Raw genomic sequence first — 19,043 nt, 5'->3', positions numbered from 1 at the left:
TGGTATCGCCATTCTTCAATTATTTTTTCGTTTTAGAATCATGACAATTTCATTTTATGATAGAATTACAAGGTCAATATTAGATAATGATAAATTATTCAACAACCGATTGAAAATAGTAGTCGATAATATCACTTTAAACAAACTAAAATGAGGTTTTCCCACACAAACCGTTGTGATTTGCTTTTGTTCCACAATTTTTAGTATACCATCGCTAATGTTTTTATTCTCGATTTTAATTACCTCAGCTCCTAATTGTGTTGCTAATTTAAAATTGTTTATCAAATGTCGTTGTTTGTCAAGTGCTATTTTATCAGGACTCTCTTTCGGTGTTTCCACATATAACACATACCAGTCACTATTGTAATAACTGGCCAATCGTGCTGTTTTTCGAATAACTATTTTTGCAGTTTTCTCGTTACTGCTAATACAGGCCAATAACTTCTCATGTCGTAAAGCATGGTTTTTAGGAACTTCACTCTCCACTTTCCTAACTACTTGACTAGCCACTTCACGCAAAGCCAATTCCCGCAATTGCAAAATTTGGTCAGACTTGAAAAAATTGTTCAAAGCAGTCTGAATTTTATCGGGGGAATAAATTTTTCCTTCTTTCAATCGATCGATCAAATCCTCCGAAGTCAAATCAATATTGACCACCTCATCAGCCAATCGCAAGACATTATCAGGAACTCTCTCCTTGACATCAACATTGGTAATTTGCTTTACACTTTCATTTAAACTCTCAATATGCTGAATATTTACTGCCGAAATCACATTAATCCCAGCATCTAAAATCTCCAAAACATCCTGCCAACGTTTTTCATTCTTACTGCCTTCAATATTCGTATGAGCAAGTTCATCAACAATCACCACCTCTGGACGCAAATTAATAATAGCCTGCAAATCCATTTCTTCAAGCTGTTTTCCTTTATAGAAAAGAGTTCGTCTTGGAATAATTGGTAAACCTTCTACCAAATCCTGAGTTTCTTTACGATTGTGAGTCTCGACATAACCAATTTTTACATCAATTCCATTTCGTAACAGCGTATGGGCTTCCTGCAACATCCTGAAAGTTTTGCCCACACCAGCACTCATCCCAATATAGACTTTAAACTTCCCTTTACGTGATTTTTGAATTAAATCGAGAAAGTGTTTGACATTATTTTCTTTTTCGTAGTCCATAAGTTAACTAACAGTTGAATCCTTTTATTTACAATAAAAACTTTTTAAACCATTAAGAAACTAAGTTTCAATAAACTTAATCACTTAATGGTTTCAATAAAAATTTACTCTTTATTGACCAATTTTAAATTGAAATCGCCAAAGATGTAGTTATACACACATTGTTATCAGTAGGATTGTTATCCCTCAAAAAAATATCATCTTTACTATTCAAAGTTCGGGCTTCTAATCTAAAAATTACATTATCTACTGGCAAATAATCAAAATTTGCCGAGAAACCATAGGTTTTAAAACCGTTTGGAGTTCCTGTTGCGATAATTACTCCTTTTTCATCTTGATAATATTCACCTCTGACAGCCAATTGAATTTTGTTCGTTGGCTTGTACTGAATGATTGCAGATGGAGTATACCAAACATCGTAATCACTACTTCCTTTAGCAGATTGTTGTGATCCAATATCAAAACCAGCAATAACACTTGTTTTATCGGTCAATTTAAATGTTCCGAAAAAATCATTAAAATAACGCCATTTCTTGTCAATATCAGGTTGCTCATTTCCAACATAAGTACTCCAGTTTAATGCCACTTTTGCCGTTGGTTTAAATACCACCTGAGTTCCAAAAGCTGGCGTATGATTGCCATCGATTTTTTGGATACATTGCCAACCGTTCAAATACATTGCCGCCAAATACCATTTTTCCGATTCAGAAGTATATCCAACTTTAATCCCTGTTTCATAATATGGAGAATTATCGGCTCCAATACTTCTGGTCAAAGTCATACAATCTTTTCCAATTGCGCTTTCAGATCCAATATGTGATGGCATAACTCCTGCATCAATCCAAAGATTATTGTCTTTTGAAATTTTAACACCCACATTAGCTTCATAAACGTTTTTCAACAAATCTTGTTCCGCAGCCATATTGTATTGTGCATACGTTCCAGCCATAAGGGCCAAATTCCCCCGAACATTTTCTTTTGTATAATTCATTTTGGCCATACCCAAATTCAAATTCACTTCGTTGGATCGATTGTAACTGTAAATAAATCCTGGTTTGGTATGATTATCCGGTTTCCCAAAATCATAACTGTAATACACATCCACATAACCAGAGAAAGTAATTGGATTTTTTGATTCTTCTTGAGCGTTTATTGTCGTAAAACCAAAAGCTATAAAAGCTGTAACTATTATTTTTTTCATTTAATTATTTTTAGGAGCTAATCCAGCTGTCCACTATATCTTTCCTTGCCTAAAGGAGGCAAGGAAAGGATGCCGTTTCCATCTGGGCTAGGGCATCTCGTTTTTAAAGATATTTTTTTTACTTGGCACTCGTTCTTTTAAATTGATATTGCCATTGCAATTGATGTTGCTATTAAAATTACCGTTGCAATTGATATTGATATTGGCATTGAAACTATTTCAACTCATCCAAGGCTACATTCAACTCTAAAACATTTACGGTTGAAGTTCCCATTAAAGTTGGTTTATTGATTTTGGTTTCGACCAATGCTTTTACTTTTTCTTCAGAAAGGTTTCTAACTTTTGCTACTCTTTTTACTTGGATCAAAGCGCCTTCTGGAGAAATATTAGGATCCAAACCACTCCCCGAAGCCGTCACCATATCTGATGGAATCTCCGATTTTTTCAAATACGGATGCGCTATCAAAAAAGCATCAATTCTTTTTTGAACCAACGCCAAATATTCAGAATTGCTCGGGCCTTTGTTGCTTCCTGCACTTCCCGCAGCATTATAATCAACCGCCGACGGTCGTCCCCAGAAATAATTGGGTTTGTCAAATTTTTGACCAATTTTTTGATAGCCTACTACTTTTCCATTTACAGAAATGGTTTCTCCTTTTCCCTTATTTGGGGCAAATTGTGCAATTCCTAAAATTGCCATCGTATAAATAACCGAGAATAAAACTACCGTTAACGCGGTGAATTTTAATATTGAAAATATATTTTTCATTTTTTTAAATTTTCTAAGGTTCTGAGTTTCTAAGGCTCTAAGATTCTTAGCATCTTAGAGCCTTAGAATTCTTTCTTTCTACATAAATAAAGCCACAGCCAAATCGATTATTTTGATTCCAATGAAAGGAACAATTATTCCCCCCAAACCGTAAATCAACAGATTCCTTTTCAAAATGGCACTAGCGCCGATTGGCTTATAATCAACCCCTCTCAATGCTAGCGGAATCAATATCGGAATGATAATTGCGTTGAAAATCACGGCAGATAAAATAGCGCTCTCAGGGCTATGCAGCTGCATAATATTCAATCCTTCGAGAGCCGGAATTGCAGTTATGAAAAGTGCAGGAACAATAGCAAAATATTTGGCAACATCGTTTGCAATCGAGAATGTGGTAAGAGTTCCTCTGGTCATTAACAGTTGTTTACCAATTTCAATAATCTCAATTAACTTAGTTGGATCATTGTCTAGATCGACCATATTACCAGCTTCTTTGGCTGCTTGCGTTCCACTATTCATTGCCACACCTACATCGGCTTGGGCAAGAGCGGGAGCATCATTGGTACCATCCCCCATCATCGCTACCAATTTACCGTTTTGTTGTTCGTTTTTGATGTAATTCATTTTGTCCTCAGGTTTGGCTTCGGCAATAAAATCATCAACACCTGCTTTTTCGGCAATAAATTTGGCTGTCAAAGGATTATCTCCGGTAACCATCACAGTTTTTACACCCATTTTTCTCAAACGTTCAAAACGTTCTTTCATTCCAGTTTTGATAATATCCTGCAATTCAATAACTCCTTGAACTTCACTATTTTTCAAAACTACTAATGGTGTTCCCCCATTTGAAGATATAGTTATAACCTTTTCGGCAATATCGCCTGGAAAAACCTTACCAGCTTGCAGCGCAATATTTTTGGCAGCATCCTGGGCTCCTTTTCTAATATTGGTTCCGTCTTTTAAAACAACTCCACTAGTTCTGGTTTCAGCAGTAAATTTTATTAAAGTAGCTCCTTCAATTGATAACTTTTGAGCCAATTCCAATCCAGCCAATTCCACAATACTTTTCCCTTCCGGAGTATCATCAGCTAGTGAACTCAATACTGCAGACTTAATAAAATCTTCTAGCATAACTCCTTTTGCAGGATAAAAATTAGTTGCTTTTCTGTTCCCGATAGTGATTGTACCTGTTTTATCCAAAAGCAATACATCAATATCACCGGCTGTTTCCACTGCTTTTCCAGATTTTGTAATTACATTGGCACGCAATGCTCTATCCATACCCGCAATTCCGATAGCAGATAATAATCCACCAATAGTTGTTGGAATTAAACATACAAAAAGAGAAATGAAAGCTGCGATTGTAATTGGTGCGTTGGCGTAATCAGCAAAGGGTTTCAAAGTCACGCAAACAATTACAAATATTAGGGTAAACGCTGCCAAAAGAATTGTCAAAGCAATTTCATTTGGTGTTTTCTGACGACTTGCTCCTTCTACCAAAGCAATCATCTTGTCCAAAAAACTTTCTCCTGGCTCTGATGTTACGATTACTTTAATTTTATCCGATAATACTTTTGTCCCTCCTGTAACCGATGATTTGTCTCCACCAGCTTCTCTAATTACGGGAGCACTTTCACCTGTAATGGCACTTTCATCTATAGTAGCCAATCCTTCAATGATTTCTCCATCAGTTGCAATCAAATCCCCAGCTTCACAGATGAAAACATCACCTTTTTTTAGTTCAGATGAACTGATGTTTTTGATTTCGCCATTGGCTAAAACTTGTCTCGCTGGTGTTTCTTCTCGCGTTTTTCTCAAACTGTCCGCTTGTGCTTTTCCACGGGCTTCAGCAATGGCTTCGGCAAAATTGGCAAATAAAAGCGTTGCCAGTAAAATAAAGAATACAATAAAATTATAAGCAAAACTGCCTTGGTCATGAGCGCCAAACAAAATGGCTATACACACAGCAAACATAATGGCAGTACCGATTTCTACGGTAAACATTACCGGGTTTTTGAACATTGTTTTTGGGTTCAGCTTAACAAAAGACTGCATTAAGGCTTCTTTTACCTGCTTGCTTTCAAACAATGATTTGGATTTATTTTTAGTCATTTTTTTATATTATTTTAATGTAAAATACTCCGCTAAAGGTCCAAGTGCCAATGCTGGAAAGAAAGACAAAGCGGCAATAATCGCGATTACGGCAAAAACCATCACACCAAAAATAGTAGTATCCGTTTTTAAAGTTCCTGCACTTTCTGGAATGTATTTTTTATTGGCTAATAATCCTGCAATAGCCAGTGGTCCAATTATAGGAATGAAACGACTCAATAATAATACAATCCCTGTCGTGATATTCCAAAACGGATTATTATCTCCCAAACCTTCAAAACCAGAACCGTTATTGGCAGCACTCGATGTGTATTCGTATAGCATTTCTGAAAATCCATGGTGTCCGGGATTGTTTAGCCAACCAGTTGCGTTTCCGCTAAACCAATAACCCATTGCGGTATCATTGGCAGCAAAATAGGAAGCCAAAGCCGTTCCTGATAATATCAATAACGGATGAAGAATAGCAATGATAGCAGCGATTTTCACTTCTCTGGCTTCAATTTTCTTTCCTAAAAATTCTGGTGTTCGTCCCACCATTAAACCTGAAATAAATACAGCCAAAATTATAAAAATGTAAAAATTCAACCACCCTACTCCACAACCGCCATAAAAGGCATTGACCATCATTGCCAATAATTGCATCGCTCCAGAAACTGGCATCGAACTATCGTGCATACTATTAACAGAACCTGTAGAAATCACAGTGGTCGCAATGCTCCAGAATCCAGAAATAGCAGGCCCAAATCGGACTTCCTTTCCTTCCATAGCACCTGTAGTTTGAGAGACGCCCATTTTTTCTATGGCAGGATTTCCGTTTAACTCACTGATAACTGTCGGTATTACCAAGAGTAAAAACCCAACTGTCATTACTCCAAAAACGATATAAGACAATTTTCTTTTGTTAAGGAAAAAACCCAAGGCAAAAATCATTGCAAAAGGAATGATTAATTGTGCCCACAATTCCACCGCATTTGTAAAATACGTAGGGTTTTCGAATGGATGTGCCGAATTGGCTCCAAAAAAACCACCTCCATTTGTACCAATATGTTTGATTCCAATAAATGCAGCGGCAGGGCCACGAGAAACTTCAACAGTATCGCCTTGTAAAGTCACGATTTTATCTTTCCCTTCAAATGTCATAGGTGTTCCGCTAAATACTAGAACAACTGCAACAATAGCAGAAAGAGGTAATAAAATACGGGTACAACTTTTGATGAAAAAATTATAAAAGTTACCTAGTTTATCCGTGGTTTTCTCCCTCATGGCTACAAAAACCATAGCGGCGGCGGCCATTCCTGTACCTGCTGAAACAAATTGTAGGAACATTAAAAACAATTGGGACAAATAAGACAATCCCGTCTCTCCCGAATAATGCTGCAAATTACAGTTCACAACAAATGAGATGGCTGTATTGAATGCCAAATCCGATGTCATCGATGGATTAGCATCTGGATTTAAAGGTAAATTTCCCTGAAAAATTAAAATAAAAAAGCATAGAAAGAACCAAAACATATTAACACTCAACAGTGCTTTTAAATGTTGTTTCCAGTTCATCTCTTCAATAGAATTGATACCACTGATTTTGAAAATATTTTTTTCTATTGGGTTGAAAATGGCATCGAGCATCGTTTTATCTCCCAAATAAACTTTGGCAATATATCTTCCAACAGGAATTGCCAAAACTATCGAGATGATGAAAATACTGATGACGCCAAAAAATTCTGTGTTCATAATTTAAGTTTAGATTATAGATTTTAAAACTTCTCAGGTTTAATTAGTACATAAACTAAATAACCGAAAACAGCGATCGAAATAATAAATAGTGCTGTCATAATTATATTTTTTCAAAAAATTCGACGGATTTAAAACAAATCGCAAAGAGTAAAGCTCCTAATGCTAGTAAAAGAATTGTAATTATCATTTTTATTAAAATAAAGGTTAGATTTAAAGTCCTGAGCTATTGATTTGCTTAATATATTCTGCCTTTAACACTTTTGGAAACAGATTGGAAATACTGCAATGACGCAGTTCCAAAAAAGAAGAAACCGAAAAAACATATACATTCGAAATAGCATTTTTAGTTTCGTTGCTTCCTGTTTCGAAGAGTCGTTCAGCCAATGCTAAACATTTTTTTGCCCGATTTATATTTCCAGTAATAATTGCCGTTTTTGTGATTTCGGCAAAACGTTCTGCCTGTTTGTAAAACGTTGTGACTTGATTTTTCATAAGTATGAATTTTTATGTTCTTCATCCCTTATGCCAAAAAGCATTCCTAAAAAAATAAAAAAATGTAAAGTATTGTTATTTATGACATTGTCATTTTTAAGTCAAAAAAAGACATAAAAAAAGCCTATCAAAATGATAGGCTTTTCTCAAAACGATAATTTTATTATTGAATATTGTATTCGTCTAATTTTCGGTAAAGTGTTGCAACACCTATTTCGAGTAAGCGAGCAGCTTCGGCTTTATTACCCTTGGTGTAGTTCAATACTTTTTGGATATGAAGTTTTTCAACGCTTTGCATTGAAAATGCCGACAATGTTTTGCTTGTATGATCCATTTGGTGCTGAATTTCATAAGGCAAAACATCTTGTGTCAAAATATCATCAGCCACTAAAATTACAGAACGTTCTATCACATTTCTCAATTCACGAACATTCCCAGGCCAATGGTAAGTTTCCAATTTAGACATAAAATCATGATCAATACTCAAAGTCTTTTTATTGCCTCTTGATGAAAATTGCTCCACAAAATAATTGGTTAACGGTACAATATCTTTTACTCTTTCTCGTAATGGTGGAATTTTAATTTCGAAAATATTCAATCTAAAGTACAAATCCGAACGAAAACGGTGTTCTTCACTTTCAGTTTTTAAGTCTCTGTTGGTTGCTGCAATCAATCTGAAATTTGATTTCCTCGGAGTTGTATCGCCAATTTGTATATATTCATTCGTTTCCAGAACCCTTAACAATTTAGCTTGCAGTTCTAATGGCATCTCCCCTATTTCATCCAGGAATAAAGTTCCCCCATTGGCTTCTTCAATAAATCCTTTCTTATCCTTCATGGCTCCAGTAAAAGCCCCTTGCTTGTGTCCAAACAATTCGCTTTCCAGAATTTCCTTGCTGAAAGTACTGCAATTTAACGCTACAAACGATTTTCCTGCTCTGTTACTGTTTTCGTGAATGGCTTGCGCGAAAACTTCCTTTCCAGTTCCTGTTTCACCAGTTAAAAGTACGGTTGAATCTGTTTTGGAAACTTTTTTGGCCAAATCAATTATTTGCTCTAATCCTTTTGATTTTCCTATAATGCCGTCAAAAGAATATTTATCAGAAATTCGTTTTTCGAGTTGTTTGACTTTCTTTTGAAGCTGTACTTTTTCCAAGGCTTTGTACAATAACGGTATAATCTTATCATTATCATCACCTTTTACTATATAATCGAAAGCTCCATTTTTCATTGCTTGCACACCATCCGAAATTTTGCCAAAAGCAGTCAGTAGAATGACCTCTGTTAATGGAAATACAGATTTAATTTTTTGAAGAAAATCAACACCATTTCCATCGGGAAGTTTGACATCACATAGAATAACATCAATATCATTAATTTCCAATTTCTTGAAACCTGACTTTAAATCAGGAGCTTCAAATACATCAAAACCTTCTGATTTTATGATTCGAGCAAGAAGATGACGTAATTTTTCTTCGTCGTCAATAATGAGGATATTTTTCAAAATTGTATTTTGTGAGTTTAATTATCAAAATTAGTTATTTTAGTTATTTGTTATAGAAATTCTTTAAAATAGTTTGGTTAAATAGTAATACCATAATTTCCCTATTCTCTTTTATGATATTCCTCATAAAAATTCAATTTAAAAAAATTCAATTTATTACTTTTACAATCTCAAAATAAAATCAATACCGAGCGTTTCGGAATTAAACATATAAATCCAATGTCTGCAATAAAAAAAGATTACAAAAGAATTACCACCAAGTCTTTAATAGATATGAAATCCAATGGTGAAAAAATTTCCATGTTAACCGCCTATGATTATACCATGGCYAAAATTGTGGATACCGCTGGGATTGACGTAATTTTAGTTGGAGATTCAGCCTCCAATGTTATGGCGGGTCACGAAACGACTTTACCTATTACATTGGACCAAATGATATATCATGCATCATCTGTGGTTAGAGCTGTCGAAAGAGCTTTAGTAGTTGTTGATTTACCTTTTGGAAGTTACCAATCTGATTCTAAAGAGGCTTTACGTTCTTCTATCAGAATCATGAAAGAAAGTGGTGGTCACGCTGTGAAATTGGAAGGTGGTAAAGAAATCAAAGAATCCATCAAAAAAATCTTGAATGCAGGAATTCCTGTTATGGGACATTTAGGATTAACTCCCCAATCTATTTATAAATTTGGCACTTATACTGTTCGTGCCAAAGAAGAACAAGAAGCTGAAAAATTAATTGAAGATGCCATATTACTGGAAAAATTAGGTTGTTTTGCAATTGTTATCGAAAAAGTTCCTGCAAATTTAGCCGAAAAAGTAGCCAAAAGTATCTCTATTCCTGTTATCGGAATTGGTGCTGGTGGTGGTGTTGACGGACAAGTATTGGTTATTCATGATATGTTGGGTATGAATAATGAATTCAGTCCTCGTTTCTTGAGACGTTACATGAATTTATACGAAGGAATGACTTCTGCCATCAGTCAATACGTCGAAGATGTAAAATCAGAGGATTTTCCAAACGAGAAAGAACAATATTAATATTGATTTTTAGATTGTTGGATTATTCGATTATTTGATTAAAAATATATTATGCATCGATTTAAGGATTTAGAAATATGGAAACTAAGCAGAAAGTTTTGTTCTGATATTTATATTGTCACTTCAAATTTCCCAGACTCAGAAAAATTTGGTTTAACAAACCAACTTCGTCGTGCTTCAGTATCCGTTCCCTCTAATATAGTAGAAGGTTGTTTTAGAAGTAGTAATAAAGATTTTTCTAGATTCCTTGAAATTGCGATTGGTTCTATTTATGAAATTGAAACACAACTATTAATTTCTTTAGATTTGGGTTATATAGACCACCTAAAACTAGATGAATTATCCTTCACTATTAACAAGATAATTAAAATGACGTCCAAATTTCGTTCAACGTTGAACTAAATTTCAACCTCTCCAAAAATCTAAAAATCCAACAATCTAAAAATCATTCTTTTGAAAATAATTTCAAATAAAAACAATCTCCAAATCCTACATGAAGACAATCACTTAATTGTGGTTAATAAACGTGTAGGTGATATAGTGCAAGGAGATAAAACGGGAGACAAGCCATTGAGCGATGTTGTAAAAGAATATATTAAAGACAAATACAACAAGCCCGGTGAGGTATTTCTGGGAGTGGTACATCGCTTGGATAGGCCAACTACCGGAATTGTAGTTTTTGCCCGAACCAGTAAAGCCTTGACTCGTATGAATGAATTATTCAGCAACAGGGAAACTCAAAAAACATATTGGGCGGTAGTCAAAAACAGGCCTTCCAAAAATGAAGATACTCTTGTTCATTACATCAAAAGAAACGAGAAAAATAATACTTCAAAAGCACACTCAAAAGAAGTTCCTGATAGTAAATTGGCTAGTTTGGAGTATAAAATCATCAAAGAACTGGACAATTATTACGGACTCGAAATTCAACTACACACAGGCAGACACCACCAAATACGAGCGCAATTATCAGCAATTGGTTCTCCAATAAAAGGGGATTTAAAATATGGTTTTGACAGAAGTAATCCTGACGGTGGAATCCATCTTCATGCCCGAAAACTGGTATTTGTACATCCTGTTTCGAAAGAAGAAACCACTATTATTGCCCCTACACCAGACGAAGTAATTTGGAAGGCCATTTAATATTTTAATGAAAAAAATATTATAATATGAATATTAAATTTTAACTTGCAGTATATAAAGTAATCTGTTTTGCAATGAGTTACAAATTAAACATTAGTTCAAGAAAAGAAGCTTTAGTTAAATTGTTGGATGTAATTATCAAGCATGAAAATGAGATCATTCAAGCCTTACATGATGATTTCAAAAAACCTCCTTTTGAATCGATTGCCACCGAAACCAATTATGTCATATCCGAATTAAAAGACACTATAAAAAACATTGGAAAATGGAGTAAAATTAAAAGAGTTTTTCCTTCTATACTAAATTTTCCATCAACTGATTATATCGTTAAAGAGCCCTACGGCAAAGTTTTGATTATTGCCCCTTGGAATTATCCTTTTCAATTAGCGATTTGTCCTTTGGTAGCCGCAGTAGCTGCGGGTAACCAAGTGACCTTAAAACCTTCGGAATTGACGCCAAGAACATCAGCTATACTGCTCAAAATTGTCGAAAAAGCTTTCCAACATCAGCATGTAAAAGTAGTTGAAGGTGGTGTCGAAACCGCACAAAAATTACTGGCACAGCGATGGGATTATATTTTCTTTACCGGAAGTGTTGCAGTTGGAAAAATTGTTGCCAAAGCTGCCGCAGAACACCTCACTCCTGTAACCCTTGAACTAGGTGGAAAAAACCCTTGTATTATTGATGAAACAGCTAATTTAAAATTAGCTGCAAAGAGAATTGTTTGGGGAAAATTTTTGAATGCAGGACAAACTTGTATTGCCCCGGATTATATTTTGATTCAAGAAGACATGAAGAGTCATTTTGTTGAATTTTTGAAAAAAGAAATCACAAAATCTTATGGTAAAAACCCAAAAGAATCTCCAGATTTTGCTCGGATTGTAAACGAAAAAAACTGTCACCGATTAATGAGTTTGATTGAACCAGAAAAAGTGATTTTTGGTGGGGAAACTGACATCGAAGATTGTTACATCTCTCCAACTCTAATTGAAGAAAATTCTCTCGATAGTTTACTGATGGAAGAAGAAATATTTGGACCAATATTACCAATAATCACCTATAAAAACGAAAAGGAAATAGCGCAAACTATTTCAAAATACGAGAAACCATTAGCACTATATATTTTTACAGACGATAGAAAATTTGCCCGAAAGATAGTTACCAATTTTTCATTTGGAGGTGGTTGTATTAATGATACGGTTATTCATTTTGCAAATAAAAGACTCCCTTTCGGAGGTGTTGGTCATAGCGGAATTGGTGCATACCATGGTAAATTAAGCTTTGATACTTTTTCACATCAAAAAGGAATTGTAAAAAAAGCTAATTGGTTGGATTTGGACTTACGATACGCACCTTATGAAAAAAAAATAGATACCTTAAAGAAAATTTTTAATTGGCTCTAACTATAAAAAATTGATTGCAAATCTATAAACACCTAGAAATTATTTCTTTCAAAATTATTAATCTTATTTTATTGTTTTTTTTTTAGGAATTCTGATATATATCAAGTACTTTTCTTTTCTGGTTATCAGACTATTCAAACCTATTTAAAGACAAATCCAAAAAATGACTTGTCGATTGTTACTCACAAAAAAATCAGAGCTAGTTGCTCAAAATTTCACGATTAGTGTGACTACTATATGTACAACATTTGTCTAAGCAAGATTTTGACTCCTTAAAAGTAAAAAAAATAGTAATTTTACCCTCTGAATCCAAAATCACCATAATTTTAGATTATTGTATCCAAAAAAAATTATGGAGAACGGTATTTAATGAAATCTATTTTAAAATAAAGCTTAATTTAACCAACATAATTGACCAACATAATTAACCTAATCAAAATGAACGAAACCCAAGAAAGATTATACGATATTGAAAAAAACGGATACCAAATAGATTTTGCAAATATTTTTAATCATGCCTTCGAAAATTATAAAAAGATTGCGCTATATGCTGGATTAGTACTTTTTATTTTCAGTGTTTTATTTGCCATTTTTATTGGAGTATCATTAGCATCTGTAATAGGTGTAACTGCAATGACAAAAGAACTTTCTCCAGAAAAATTGAAAATTGAAAACCTTTCCGAATCCAATTACTTAATTTTTGGTATTACTTCACTTATTGCGTCCTGCTTATTAAGCCCTTTTCAGGCAGCATTCTTAAAAATGGCACATTGTGGGGATCGAGATGAGGAGTTTCATGTTTCTGATTTATTTGGTTATTATAAACTTCCATATCTTAAAGAAATTATCGTGTCCTCCTTCTTAATTTCATCGATTGGTTTTGCTCAAGCTACTTTGTTTTCATATGTGCATTTAGAACTTCTTGGAACAGTTACAACTTATTTTATTTCTTATATTACTCTCCTTGCAATCCCACTAATTGTTTTTGGGGACTTAAAAGCAATCGAAGCTATTAAATACAGTATTTTACTTATCTTCAAACAACCTTTGGTTATATTAGGATTAATAATAGTTGCGTTTATTGGTTCATTAGTAGGTTTTATAGGATGTTGCATTGGTGTATTTTTTACTTTACCCTTTCTCTATTCAATGAATTATGCTATCTATTCTGATATTGTAGGCATTGATGCTCCTCGTGAAATTCAGTAAACAGTACTAACAAGATAAATGCTATCTACTAATCTGATTAAATTTTTAAGAACATATACAATTAAAAAGTAACCTTGAAACTATGTTATTATTTTGTAACATACTACTCTCTTTAAACTTCAACTTTTCTTTATCAAGCTTAGTTTGCATACCTATGCTATTAAGCCTCGAGTCAACACATTTAATATTTACAAACCACAGAAATGTAATTTTATTAATATTCCTTGTTATCATAATAATAGCATTATTGTATTCTAATTCAAGGATAAATTATATTTTAAAAAACATAGATAACCTTCCAACAGAAGAATCAGATAAACGAGAATACCAACTTTATTTATTGTTTCTTGGATTAATAATTCCATTTTTTGAAATTCTATTTGAATTATTTCATGTAAGACCTAAAAGTCTGTTAATAATCAACTTTTCAATAGGCTGTTTTTTTCTGTTACTGTTTTTAATAAGCGAAAAATCAAAATACTTATACAATAGAATTAAAACTATTTTCATATACTTATTTTATCTTTATTCGCTATTAGTTGGATACAATATTGTTTTTCGTCATGATGATATTATCCCTACTTATGCATTTATAGTTTTATTTCTATTTTCATACATTATCATTAAACCAATAAAAAAATATTGGATATTTTCAGGCCTTGTCTTTTGCTATTTATTTCTAATTTATGCTTTTGATTTGATTCCTGTCAAAAGGGGTATTATACTGATCAATTTCGGTCTTATGGTATTTATTATAAACTATGTAAGACACGTCTCATTAGCAAAAATTCAAGAGAAATTTAATTTTACCAATGAAATTGTAAACAAGGGAAATTCGCTCACCATAGCCACAAACAAAGAAGGCGAAGTTACTTTTTGTAGTGACACCATTACTTCAATATTAGGATATACTCCAAATGAAGTTATGGGATTGAGGTTTTGGAAACTGACAGAAGATCCTGAATTTATTGGAATTGATTATCATACAAATTTTGTGGACAATCGACTATACGTTAGAAAATTAAAATGTAAAAATGGGGAATATAAATTCATACAATGGATTGACAAACAGTTCTCTGAAGATTCCATAATTGGAATTGGTCAAGATATAACCAATGAAATAAAAATACGAAATCAGTACGAAACCTTAATTCAAACTGCCGTCGATATCATTTTTGAAGCAGATTACAAAGGAAACTTTACTTTCGTAAATGATTATGCCATAAAAATTTTGGGATATTCCAAAGAAGAATTTCTTCTCAAAGATTTCCAATCTATTATTCATAAAAACTATGTACAAAATACAATGAGTTTTTATAAAAATATTCAATATTTTGAAGATAATTATACTACTCTTGAATTTCCAATCATCAAAAAAAATGGTGAGGCAATTTGGGTTTCACAAAATGTTTTTGTCAGAAAAAATAGTTTTGGAGAAATATCTGGATATTCAGGTATTGCGAGAGATATCACATTATTCAAAAACTTAGAAGAAGAAAAAAACAAAAGACAAGAAAAAATAGAAAAATACAGTAAAACTCTAAAAAATATTGCTGTATTAAATCATTCAAATTCTGAAACCTTCGAAAACACCATTTATAAAATCCTGAAAGAAATAGCTTTAGCATTGGGAATTAGTAGAGCTGGTTATTGGTCATATGAACAAGACCATATCAGCAGTACAAAAATATATGACTCCAAAACAAATGATATTGAAAATACCACTCGTTTTTACAAAAATGAAAATCCAACTTATTTTAAAAAAATAGAGAACAAACAACAAGTAGTGTTGTCAAACATTAGATCCCATTCTACCAACAATAAAAAAAATGACAACTACATTTATAAACACAATCTCTTTTCCACACTGGATACACCTGTCGTTATTGACGGAGAACTAAAAGGGATTCTTTCTTTTGAAGCAACACAAGAAATCAAAAATTGGGACAATGAAGATATTAATTTTGCCAAATCTATTTCTGATTTAATTGTAATCGCATTAACCTCTCAAATGCGCTTCGAAATAGAACAAAGACTGGCCTATAAAAGTGAACTACTTTTAGTTATCAATAAAAACACAAATCAATTTTTATTACAAAAAAGTACTAGTAAACTCATTATGGGAATTATAAATGAGATAGGAAAAATAACCCTATCCGAACGTATTTCCTACTTTAAGAAAGATCCAAAAACTCATTTGTTTGACCAAAAATGCATGTGGACAAATGAGCTACAAGATTTTGACACAGTGCATCCTAAATTACAGAATCTCTCCTTTTCTGAATTTGATAATAATATAAAAGATATATCACCACAACAATTTTTTGAAAGCATTAAGGATAAAGTACAAAATGAAAAAGTAAAATCATATTTAGAGAGTTTAAACCCAAACTCTATGTTATTTTTTCCAGTTTTTATAAAAAATGAATTTGATGGATTTTTTGCTTTCGATGATTCTACCAAGGAACGTATTTGGAGTAACGATGAAATTTCCATTTTACATTTATTGGTAAAAAATATATCCTCCTCTATCGAAAGAAATATAAACGAGGCCATTATTGAAGAAAGTGAAGAACGATTCAGATTACTTGCCAATAACATTCCGGGTACTGTATTTTTATCTAATTATGACGAAAAGTACACCAAAATTTATCTAAACGATGAAATAGAAAAGCTAACTGGTTATCCAAAATCTGATTTCTTAGAAAATAAAATATATTATATAGACTTAATCCTTCCAGAAGATTTAGAAAATGTTTTATCCAAAAATAAGATTGCCTTAGAAGAGAAAAAACCATTGCATGTTATTTATCGAATTATCCATAAAAATGGTTCAATAATCTGGGTAGAAGAGTTTGGAGATTCGATCATAAAGAATGGTGAAATTGCTTTCATGGAAGGTATATTAATTGATATTACTGAAAAGAAAAATAATGAATCCATTGTCAAAGAAAAAGAATTGGCAGAAGCTGCAAATAAAGCCAAATCAGAATTTCTTGCCAACATGAGTCATGAAATACGAACTCCATTAAACGGAATCATTGGCTATACCGATTTATTAATGAATTCAAAACTGGAAAACACCCAAAAACAGTACATGAACACCATTAACCAATCGGCTAATATTTTATTGGAAGTGGTAAATGACATTTTGGATTTTTCAAAAATTGAATCAGGAAAACTAGAACTCAATATAGAAAAATACTGTGTCGACGATATTATTCTTCAAATAAAAGAATTAATCAATTATCAAGCCCATTCCAAAAATTTAGAAATAAACTACATTATCGATGAAAATGTACCAAAATACATTTGGGTAGATTATATACGATTGAAACAAGTACTTATCAATCTATTAACCAATGCAGTCAAATTTACCCAAAAAGGAAAAATTGACCTTACCATTTCAGCATTAGAAATTCAAAAAAGTCAAACTCTATTGCGCTTTTCAGTTAAAGATACAGGAATTGGAATTCGAAAAAACAACCAAAAAATAATTTTTCAAGCCTTTTCACAAGAAGACAGTTCTACCACCAAAAAATTTGGAGGAACAGGATTAGGATTGACTATTTCCAATCAATTGCTTGGATTAATGAACAGTAAATTACAGATTAGTAGTCAATTCAATATAGGAAGTACTTTTTTCTTTGATATAAAGCTAAAAAGCAGCAATAAATCAAAACAAAAAAAAGCAATAGATAGTGAAAAAAGTATTTTGGAAAATCGTATTTTAACCTTAGAAAATGAGGAACCAAAAATATTGATTGTTGAAGATAACAAAATCAATATGCTCTTGACCAAAACATTAGTCAAACAGATTATTCCAAAATGTACTATCTATGAATCTGTTGATGGAGAAAAGGCACTTGTAAAAGCATTGGAAGTTATTCCAGATATCGTTTTAATGGATATCCAAATGCCTTTAGTCAATGGTTATGAAGCGACGAAACAAATTCGAGAAATCGATCAATTTAAAGACACAATTATTATAGCTCTTACTGCAGGAACCGTAATGGGGGAAAAAGAAAAATGTATAGAAGTGGGTATGAATGATTATGTACCAAAACCTATTGTAAAAAAAACACTTGAAGATATTTTAGAAAAATGGTTAAAAGCTAAAAGCAACGTATTATAAAATTGCCATGATTTCAAAATCATAAAGTAGATGGAGAATGGCAATAACTTATTCTTATAAAACTAATACTATCTAGATATGAAATGGATTGGCAGAAGACAAAGCGATAATGTAGAAGACCGCAGAGGAATGTCCTCTGGAGGCAAAACCATTGTTGGTGGAGGAATAATTGGAATAATTATTTTACTTGTAAATGTTTTTGGTGGAGAAAATGCTCAAATGATAACACCTATTTTAGAGCAATTCAACCAACAGCAAACTACCCAAACCGAAACTAGGCCATTGACAGAATCGGAAAAAACAGAGGGAGAATTTGTCAAAACGTTATTGGCAGATAATGAAGATGTTTGGACCCAAATCTTTGAAGAAAATGGTCTCACATTTGAAGCACCAAAACTTATACTTTTTAGTGGTCAGGTTGAAACAGCTTGCGGGGGAGCCAGTTCGGCTTCCGGACCTTTTTATTGTCCTGGAGACAGAACCATTTATATGGATATGTCTTTTTTTGAGGAACTTCGAACCAAGTTTGGAGCCAAAGGAGGTGATTTTGCAGTCGCATATGTAATCGCTCATGAATTTGGGCACCATATACAAACTTTATTAGGAACCTCTGGAAAAGTGCATCAATTACAACAAAACAAAAGCGAAAAAGAAGGCAACAAACTTTCTGTTGCTTTAGAATTACAAGCTGACTTTTATGCAGGTCTTTGGACACATTATAACGAAAATAAAAATGCCATGCTCGAAGAGGGCGATATTGAGGAAGCATTGAGCGCCGCAAATGCCGTTGGCGATGATGCCATTCAGAAAAAAATGCAGGGTCAAGTTGTTCCTGATTCCTTTACCCACGGAACCTCCGAGCAAAGGATGTATTGGTTCAATCGTGGTTTTGAAAGTGGAGATATCAAAAAAGGAGATACTTTTTCGCAGATGGAGTAAATCGGAATTTCATCAATGTTATTTTCAAAATTATTAACATCTCATCTACGATTCAACAACATCCGATCTATCTTTAAGTAAACAAGTAAGGTAATCAAAGGCAGATCGAAAAAAATAGCAGTACCTTTGCGCCAACTTAAAGGAGTAAACTAAATAAATAGTGTTTACTTCATAAACAATAT

Annotated in this window: 15 protein-coding genes; 7 read left to right on the top strand and 8 right to left on the bottom strand. The window is 33.0% G+C overall.

Going from position 1 to position 19,043, the window contains the following annotated elements; translation table 11 throughout:
* Positions 1 to 54 precede the first annotated feature (54 nt).
* From AC1DY0_RS14710 to AC1DY0_RS14675, 8 genes are all read right to left on the bottom strand, one after another.
* The gene (locus AC1DY0_RS14710; RefSeq protein ID WP_477189340.1) at positions 55 to 1,182 is read right to left on the bottom strand and encodes a sensor protein KdpD; all 1,128 of its coding nucleotides are present in this window, start codon (positions 1,180 to 1,182) and stop codon (positions 55 to 57) included.
* A gap of 124 nt (positions 1,183 to 1,306) precedes the next feature.
* Entirely contained in the window at positions 1,307 to 2,383 is a 1,077-nt protein-coding gene (locus AC1DY0_RS14705) for a porin (protein WP_477189339.1), read from the bottom strand.
* A gap of 214 nt (positions 2,384 to 2,597) precedes the next feature.
* A complete protein-coding gene (locus AC1DY0_RS14700; RefSeq protein WP_477189338.1) occupies positions 2,598 to 3,152 on the bottom strand; it encodes a K(+)-transporting ATPase subunit C in 555 nt (184 codons plus the stop codon).
* A gap of 78 nt (positions 3,153 to 3,230) precedes the next feature.
* Positions 3,231 to 5,264 (bottom strand): potassium-transporting ATPase subunit KdpB, encoded by a 2,034-nt coding sequence (gene kdpB, locus AC1DY0_RS14695; protein WP_477189337.1) that lies wholly within the window; start codon positions 5,262 to 5,264, stop codon positions 3,231 to 3,233.
* Positions 5,265 to 5,273: 9 nt separating this feature from the next.
* A complete protein-coding gene (gene kdpA / locus AC1DY0_RS14690; RefSeq protein WP_477189336.1) occupies positions 5,274 to 6,995 on the bottom strand; it encodes a potassium-transporting ATPase subunit KdpA in 1,722 nt (573 codons plus the stop codon).
* A 23-nt stretch (positions 6,996 to 7,018) separates the two neighbouring features.
* On the bottom strand, positions 7,019 to 7,096 hold the full coding sequence (kdpF, locus tag AC1DY0_RS14685; RefSeq protein ID WP_072975519.1) for a K(+)-transporting ATPase subunit F: 78 nt from the start codon (positions 7,094 to 7,096) through the stop codon (positions 7,019 to 7,021).
* A 112-nt stretch (positions 7,097 to 7,208) separates the two neighbouring features.
* Positions 7,209 to 7,490 (bottom strand): DUF7674 family protein, encoded by a 282-nt coding sequence (locus AC1DY0_RS14680; RefSeq protein ID WP_477189335.1) that lies wholly within the window; start codon positions 7,488 to 7,490, stop codon positions 7,209 to 7,211.
* 163 nt (positions 7,491 to 7,653) lie between these two features.
* Positions 7,654 to 8,997 (bottom strand): sigma-54-dependent transcriptional regulator, encoded by a 1,344-nt coding sequence (locus tag AC1DY0_RS14675; RefSeq protein ID WP_477189390.1) that lies wholly within the window; start codon positions 8,995 to 8,997, stop codon positions 7,654 to 7,656.
* 216 nt (positions 8,998 to 9,213) lie between these two features.
* Here AC1DY0_RS14675 and panB point away from each other — a divergent pair, with 216 nt between their 5' ends.
* The 7 genes from panB (at position 9,214) to ypfJ (ending at position 18,861) form a co-directional block, all read left to right on the top strand.
* The gene (gene panB, locus AC1DY0_RS14670; RefSeq protein WP_477189334.1) at positions 9,214 to 10,032 is read left to right on the top strand and encodes a 3-methyl-2-oxobutanoate hydroxymethyltransferase; all 819 of its coding nucleotides are present in this window, start codon (positions 9,214 to 9,216) and stop codon (positions 10,030 to 10,032) included.
* 51 nt (positions 10,033 to 10,083) lie between these two features.
* Positions 10,084 to 10,434, top strand: a complete 351-nt coding sequence (locus AC1DY0_RS14665) for a four helix bundle protein (protein WP_477189333.1) — start codon at positions 10,084 to 10,086, stop codon at positions 10,432 to 10,434.
* Positions 10,435 to 10,485: 51 nt separating this feature from the next.
* Positions 10,486 to 11,175: an RluA family pseudouridine synthase gene (locus tag AC1DY0_RS14660; protein ID WP_477189332.1), complete on the top strand. Its 690-nt coding sequence runs from the start codon at positions 10,486 to 10,488 to the stop codon at positions 11,173 to 11,175.
* 74 nt (positions 11,176 to 11,249) lie between these two features.
* Positions 11,250 to 12,578 (top strand): aldehyde dehydrogenase, encoded by a 1,329-nt coding sequence (locus AC1DY0_RS14655; protein ID WP_477189331.1) that lies wholly within the window; start codon positions 11,250 to 11,252, stop codon positions 12,576 to 12,578.
* Between the two features lie 438 nt (positions 12,579 to 13,016).
* The gene (locus tag AC1DY0_RS14650) at positions 13,017 to 13,787 is read left to right on the top strand and encodes a hypothetical protein (RefSeq protein WP_477189330.1); all 771 of its coding nucleotides are present in this window, start codon (positions 13,017 to 13,019) and stop codon (positions 13,785 to 13,787) included.
* Between the two features lie 742 nt (positions 13,788 to 14,529).
* Positions 14,530 to 17,922 (top strand): PAS domain S-box protein, encoded by a 3,393-nt coding sequence (locus AC1DY0_RS14645; protein ID WP_477189329.1) that lies wholly within the window; start codon positions 14,530 to 14,532, stop codon positions 17,920 to 17,922.
* 78 nt (positions 17,923 to 18,000) lie between these two features.
* Positions 18,001 to 18,861 carry a KPN_02809 family neutral zinc metallopeptidase gene (gene ypfJ / locus AC1DY0_RS14640; protein WP_477189328.1) on the top strand — a complete coding sequence of 287 codons (861 nt, stop codon included), beginning with the start codon at positions 18,001 to 18,003 and terminating at the stop codon, positions 18,859 to 18,861.
* Positions 18,862 to 19,043: the final 182 nt, after the last annotated feature.

It is taken from the genome of Flavobacterium sp. P1_E4 (genome assembly GCF_056405915.1).
The sequence above is the reverse complement of the archived record's forward strand: the minus strand, read 5'-3'. Positions and strand labels throughout refer to the sequence as shown.

Bases quoted from the DNA above. Each gene is read 5' to 3' on its own strand.
- AC1DY0_RS14645 (WP_477189329.1), top strand. From the start codon at position 14,530: ATGGTATTTATTATAAACTATGTAAGACACGTCTCATTAGCAAAAATT.
- kdpF (WP_072975519.1), bottom strand. From the start codon at position 7,096: ATGACAGCACTATTTATTATTTCGATCGCTGTTTTCGGTTATTTAGTT.
- AC1DY0_RS14705 (WP_477189339.1), bottom strand. From the start codon at position 2,383: ATGAAAAAAATAATAGTTACAGCTTTTATAGCTTTTGGTTTTACGACA.
- AC1DY0_RS14665 (WP_477189333.1), top strand. From the start codon at position 10,084: ATGCATCGATTTAAGGATTTAGAAATATGGAAACTAAGCAGAAAGTTT.
- kdpA (WP_477189336.1), bottom strand. From the start codon at position 6,995: ATGAACACAGAATTTTTTGGCGTCATCAGTATTTTCATCATCTCGATA.
- kdpB (WP_477189337.1), bottom strand. From the start codon at position 5,264: ATGACTAAAAATAAATCCAAATCATTGTTTGAAAGCAAGCAGGTAAAA.
- AC1DY0_RS14700 (WP_477189338.1), bottom strand. From the start codon at position 3,152: ATGAAAAATATATTTTCAATATTAAAATTCACCGCGTTAACGGTAGTT.
- AC1DY0_RS14680 (WP_477189335.1), bottom strand. From the start codon at position 7,490: ATGAAAAATCAAGTCACAACGTTTTACAAACAGGCAGAACGTTTTGCC.
- AC1DY0_RS14710 (WP_477189340.1), bottom strand. From the start codon at position 1,182: ATGGACTACGAAAAAGAAAATAATGTCAAACACTTTCTCGATTTAATT.
- AC1DY0_RS14655 (WP_477189331.1), top strand. From the start codon at position 11,250: ATGAGTTACAAATTAAACATTAGTTCAAGAAAAGAAGCTTTAGTTAAA.
- AC1DY0_RS14650 (WP_477189330.1), top strand. From the start codon at position 13,017: ATGAACGAAACCCAAGAAAGATTATACGATATTGAAAAAAACGGATAC.
- ypfJ (WP_477189328.1), top strand. From the start codon at position 18,001: ATGAAATGGATTGGCAGAAGACAAAGCGATAATGTAGAAGACCGCAGA.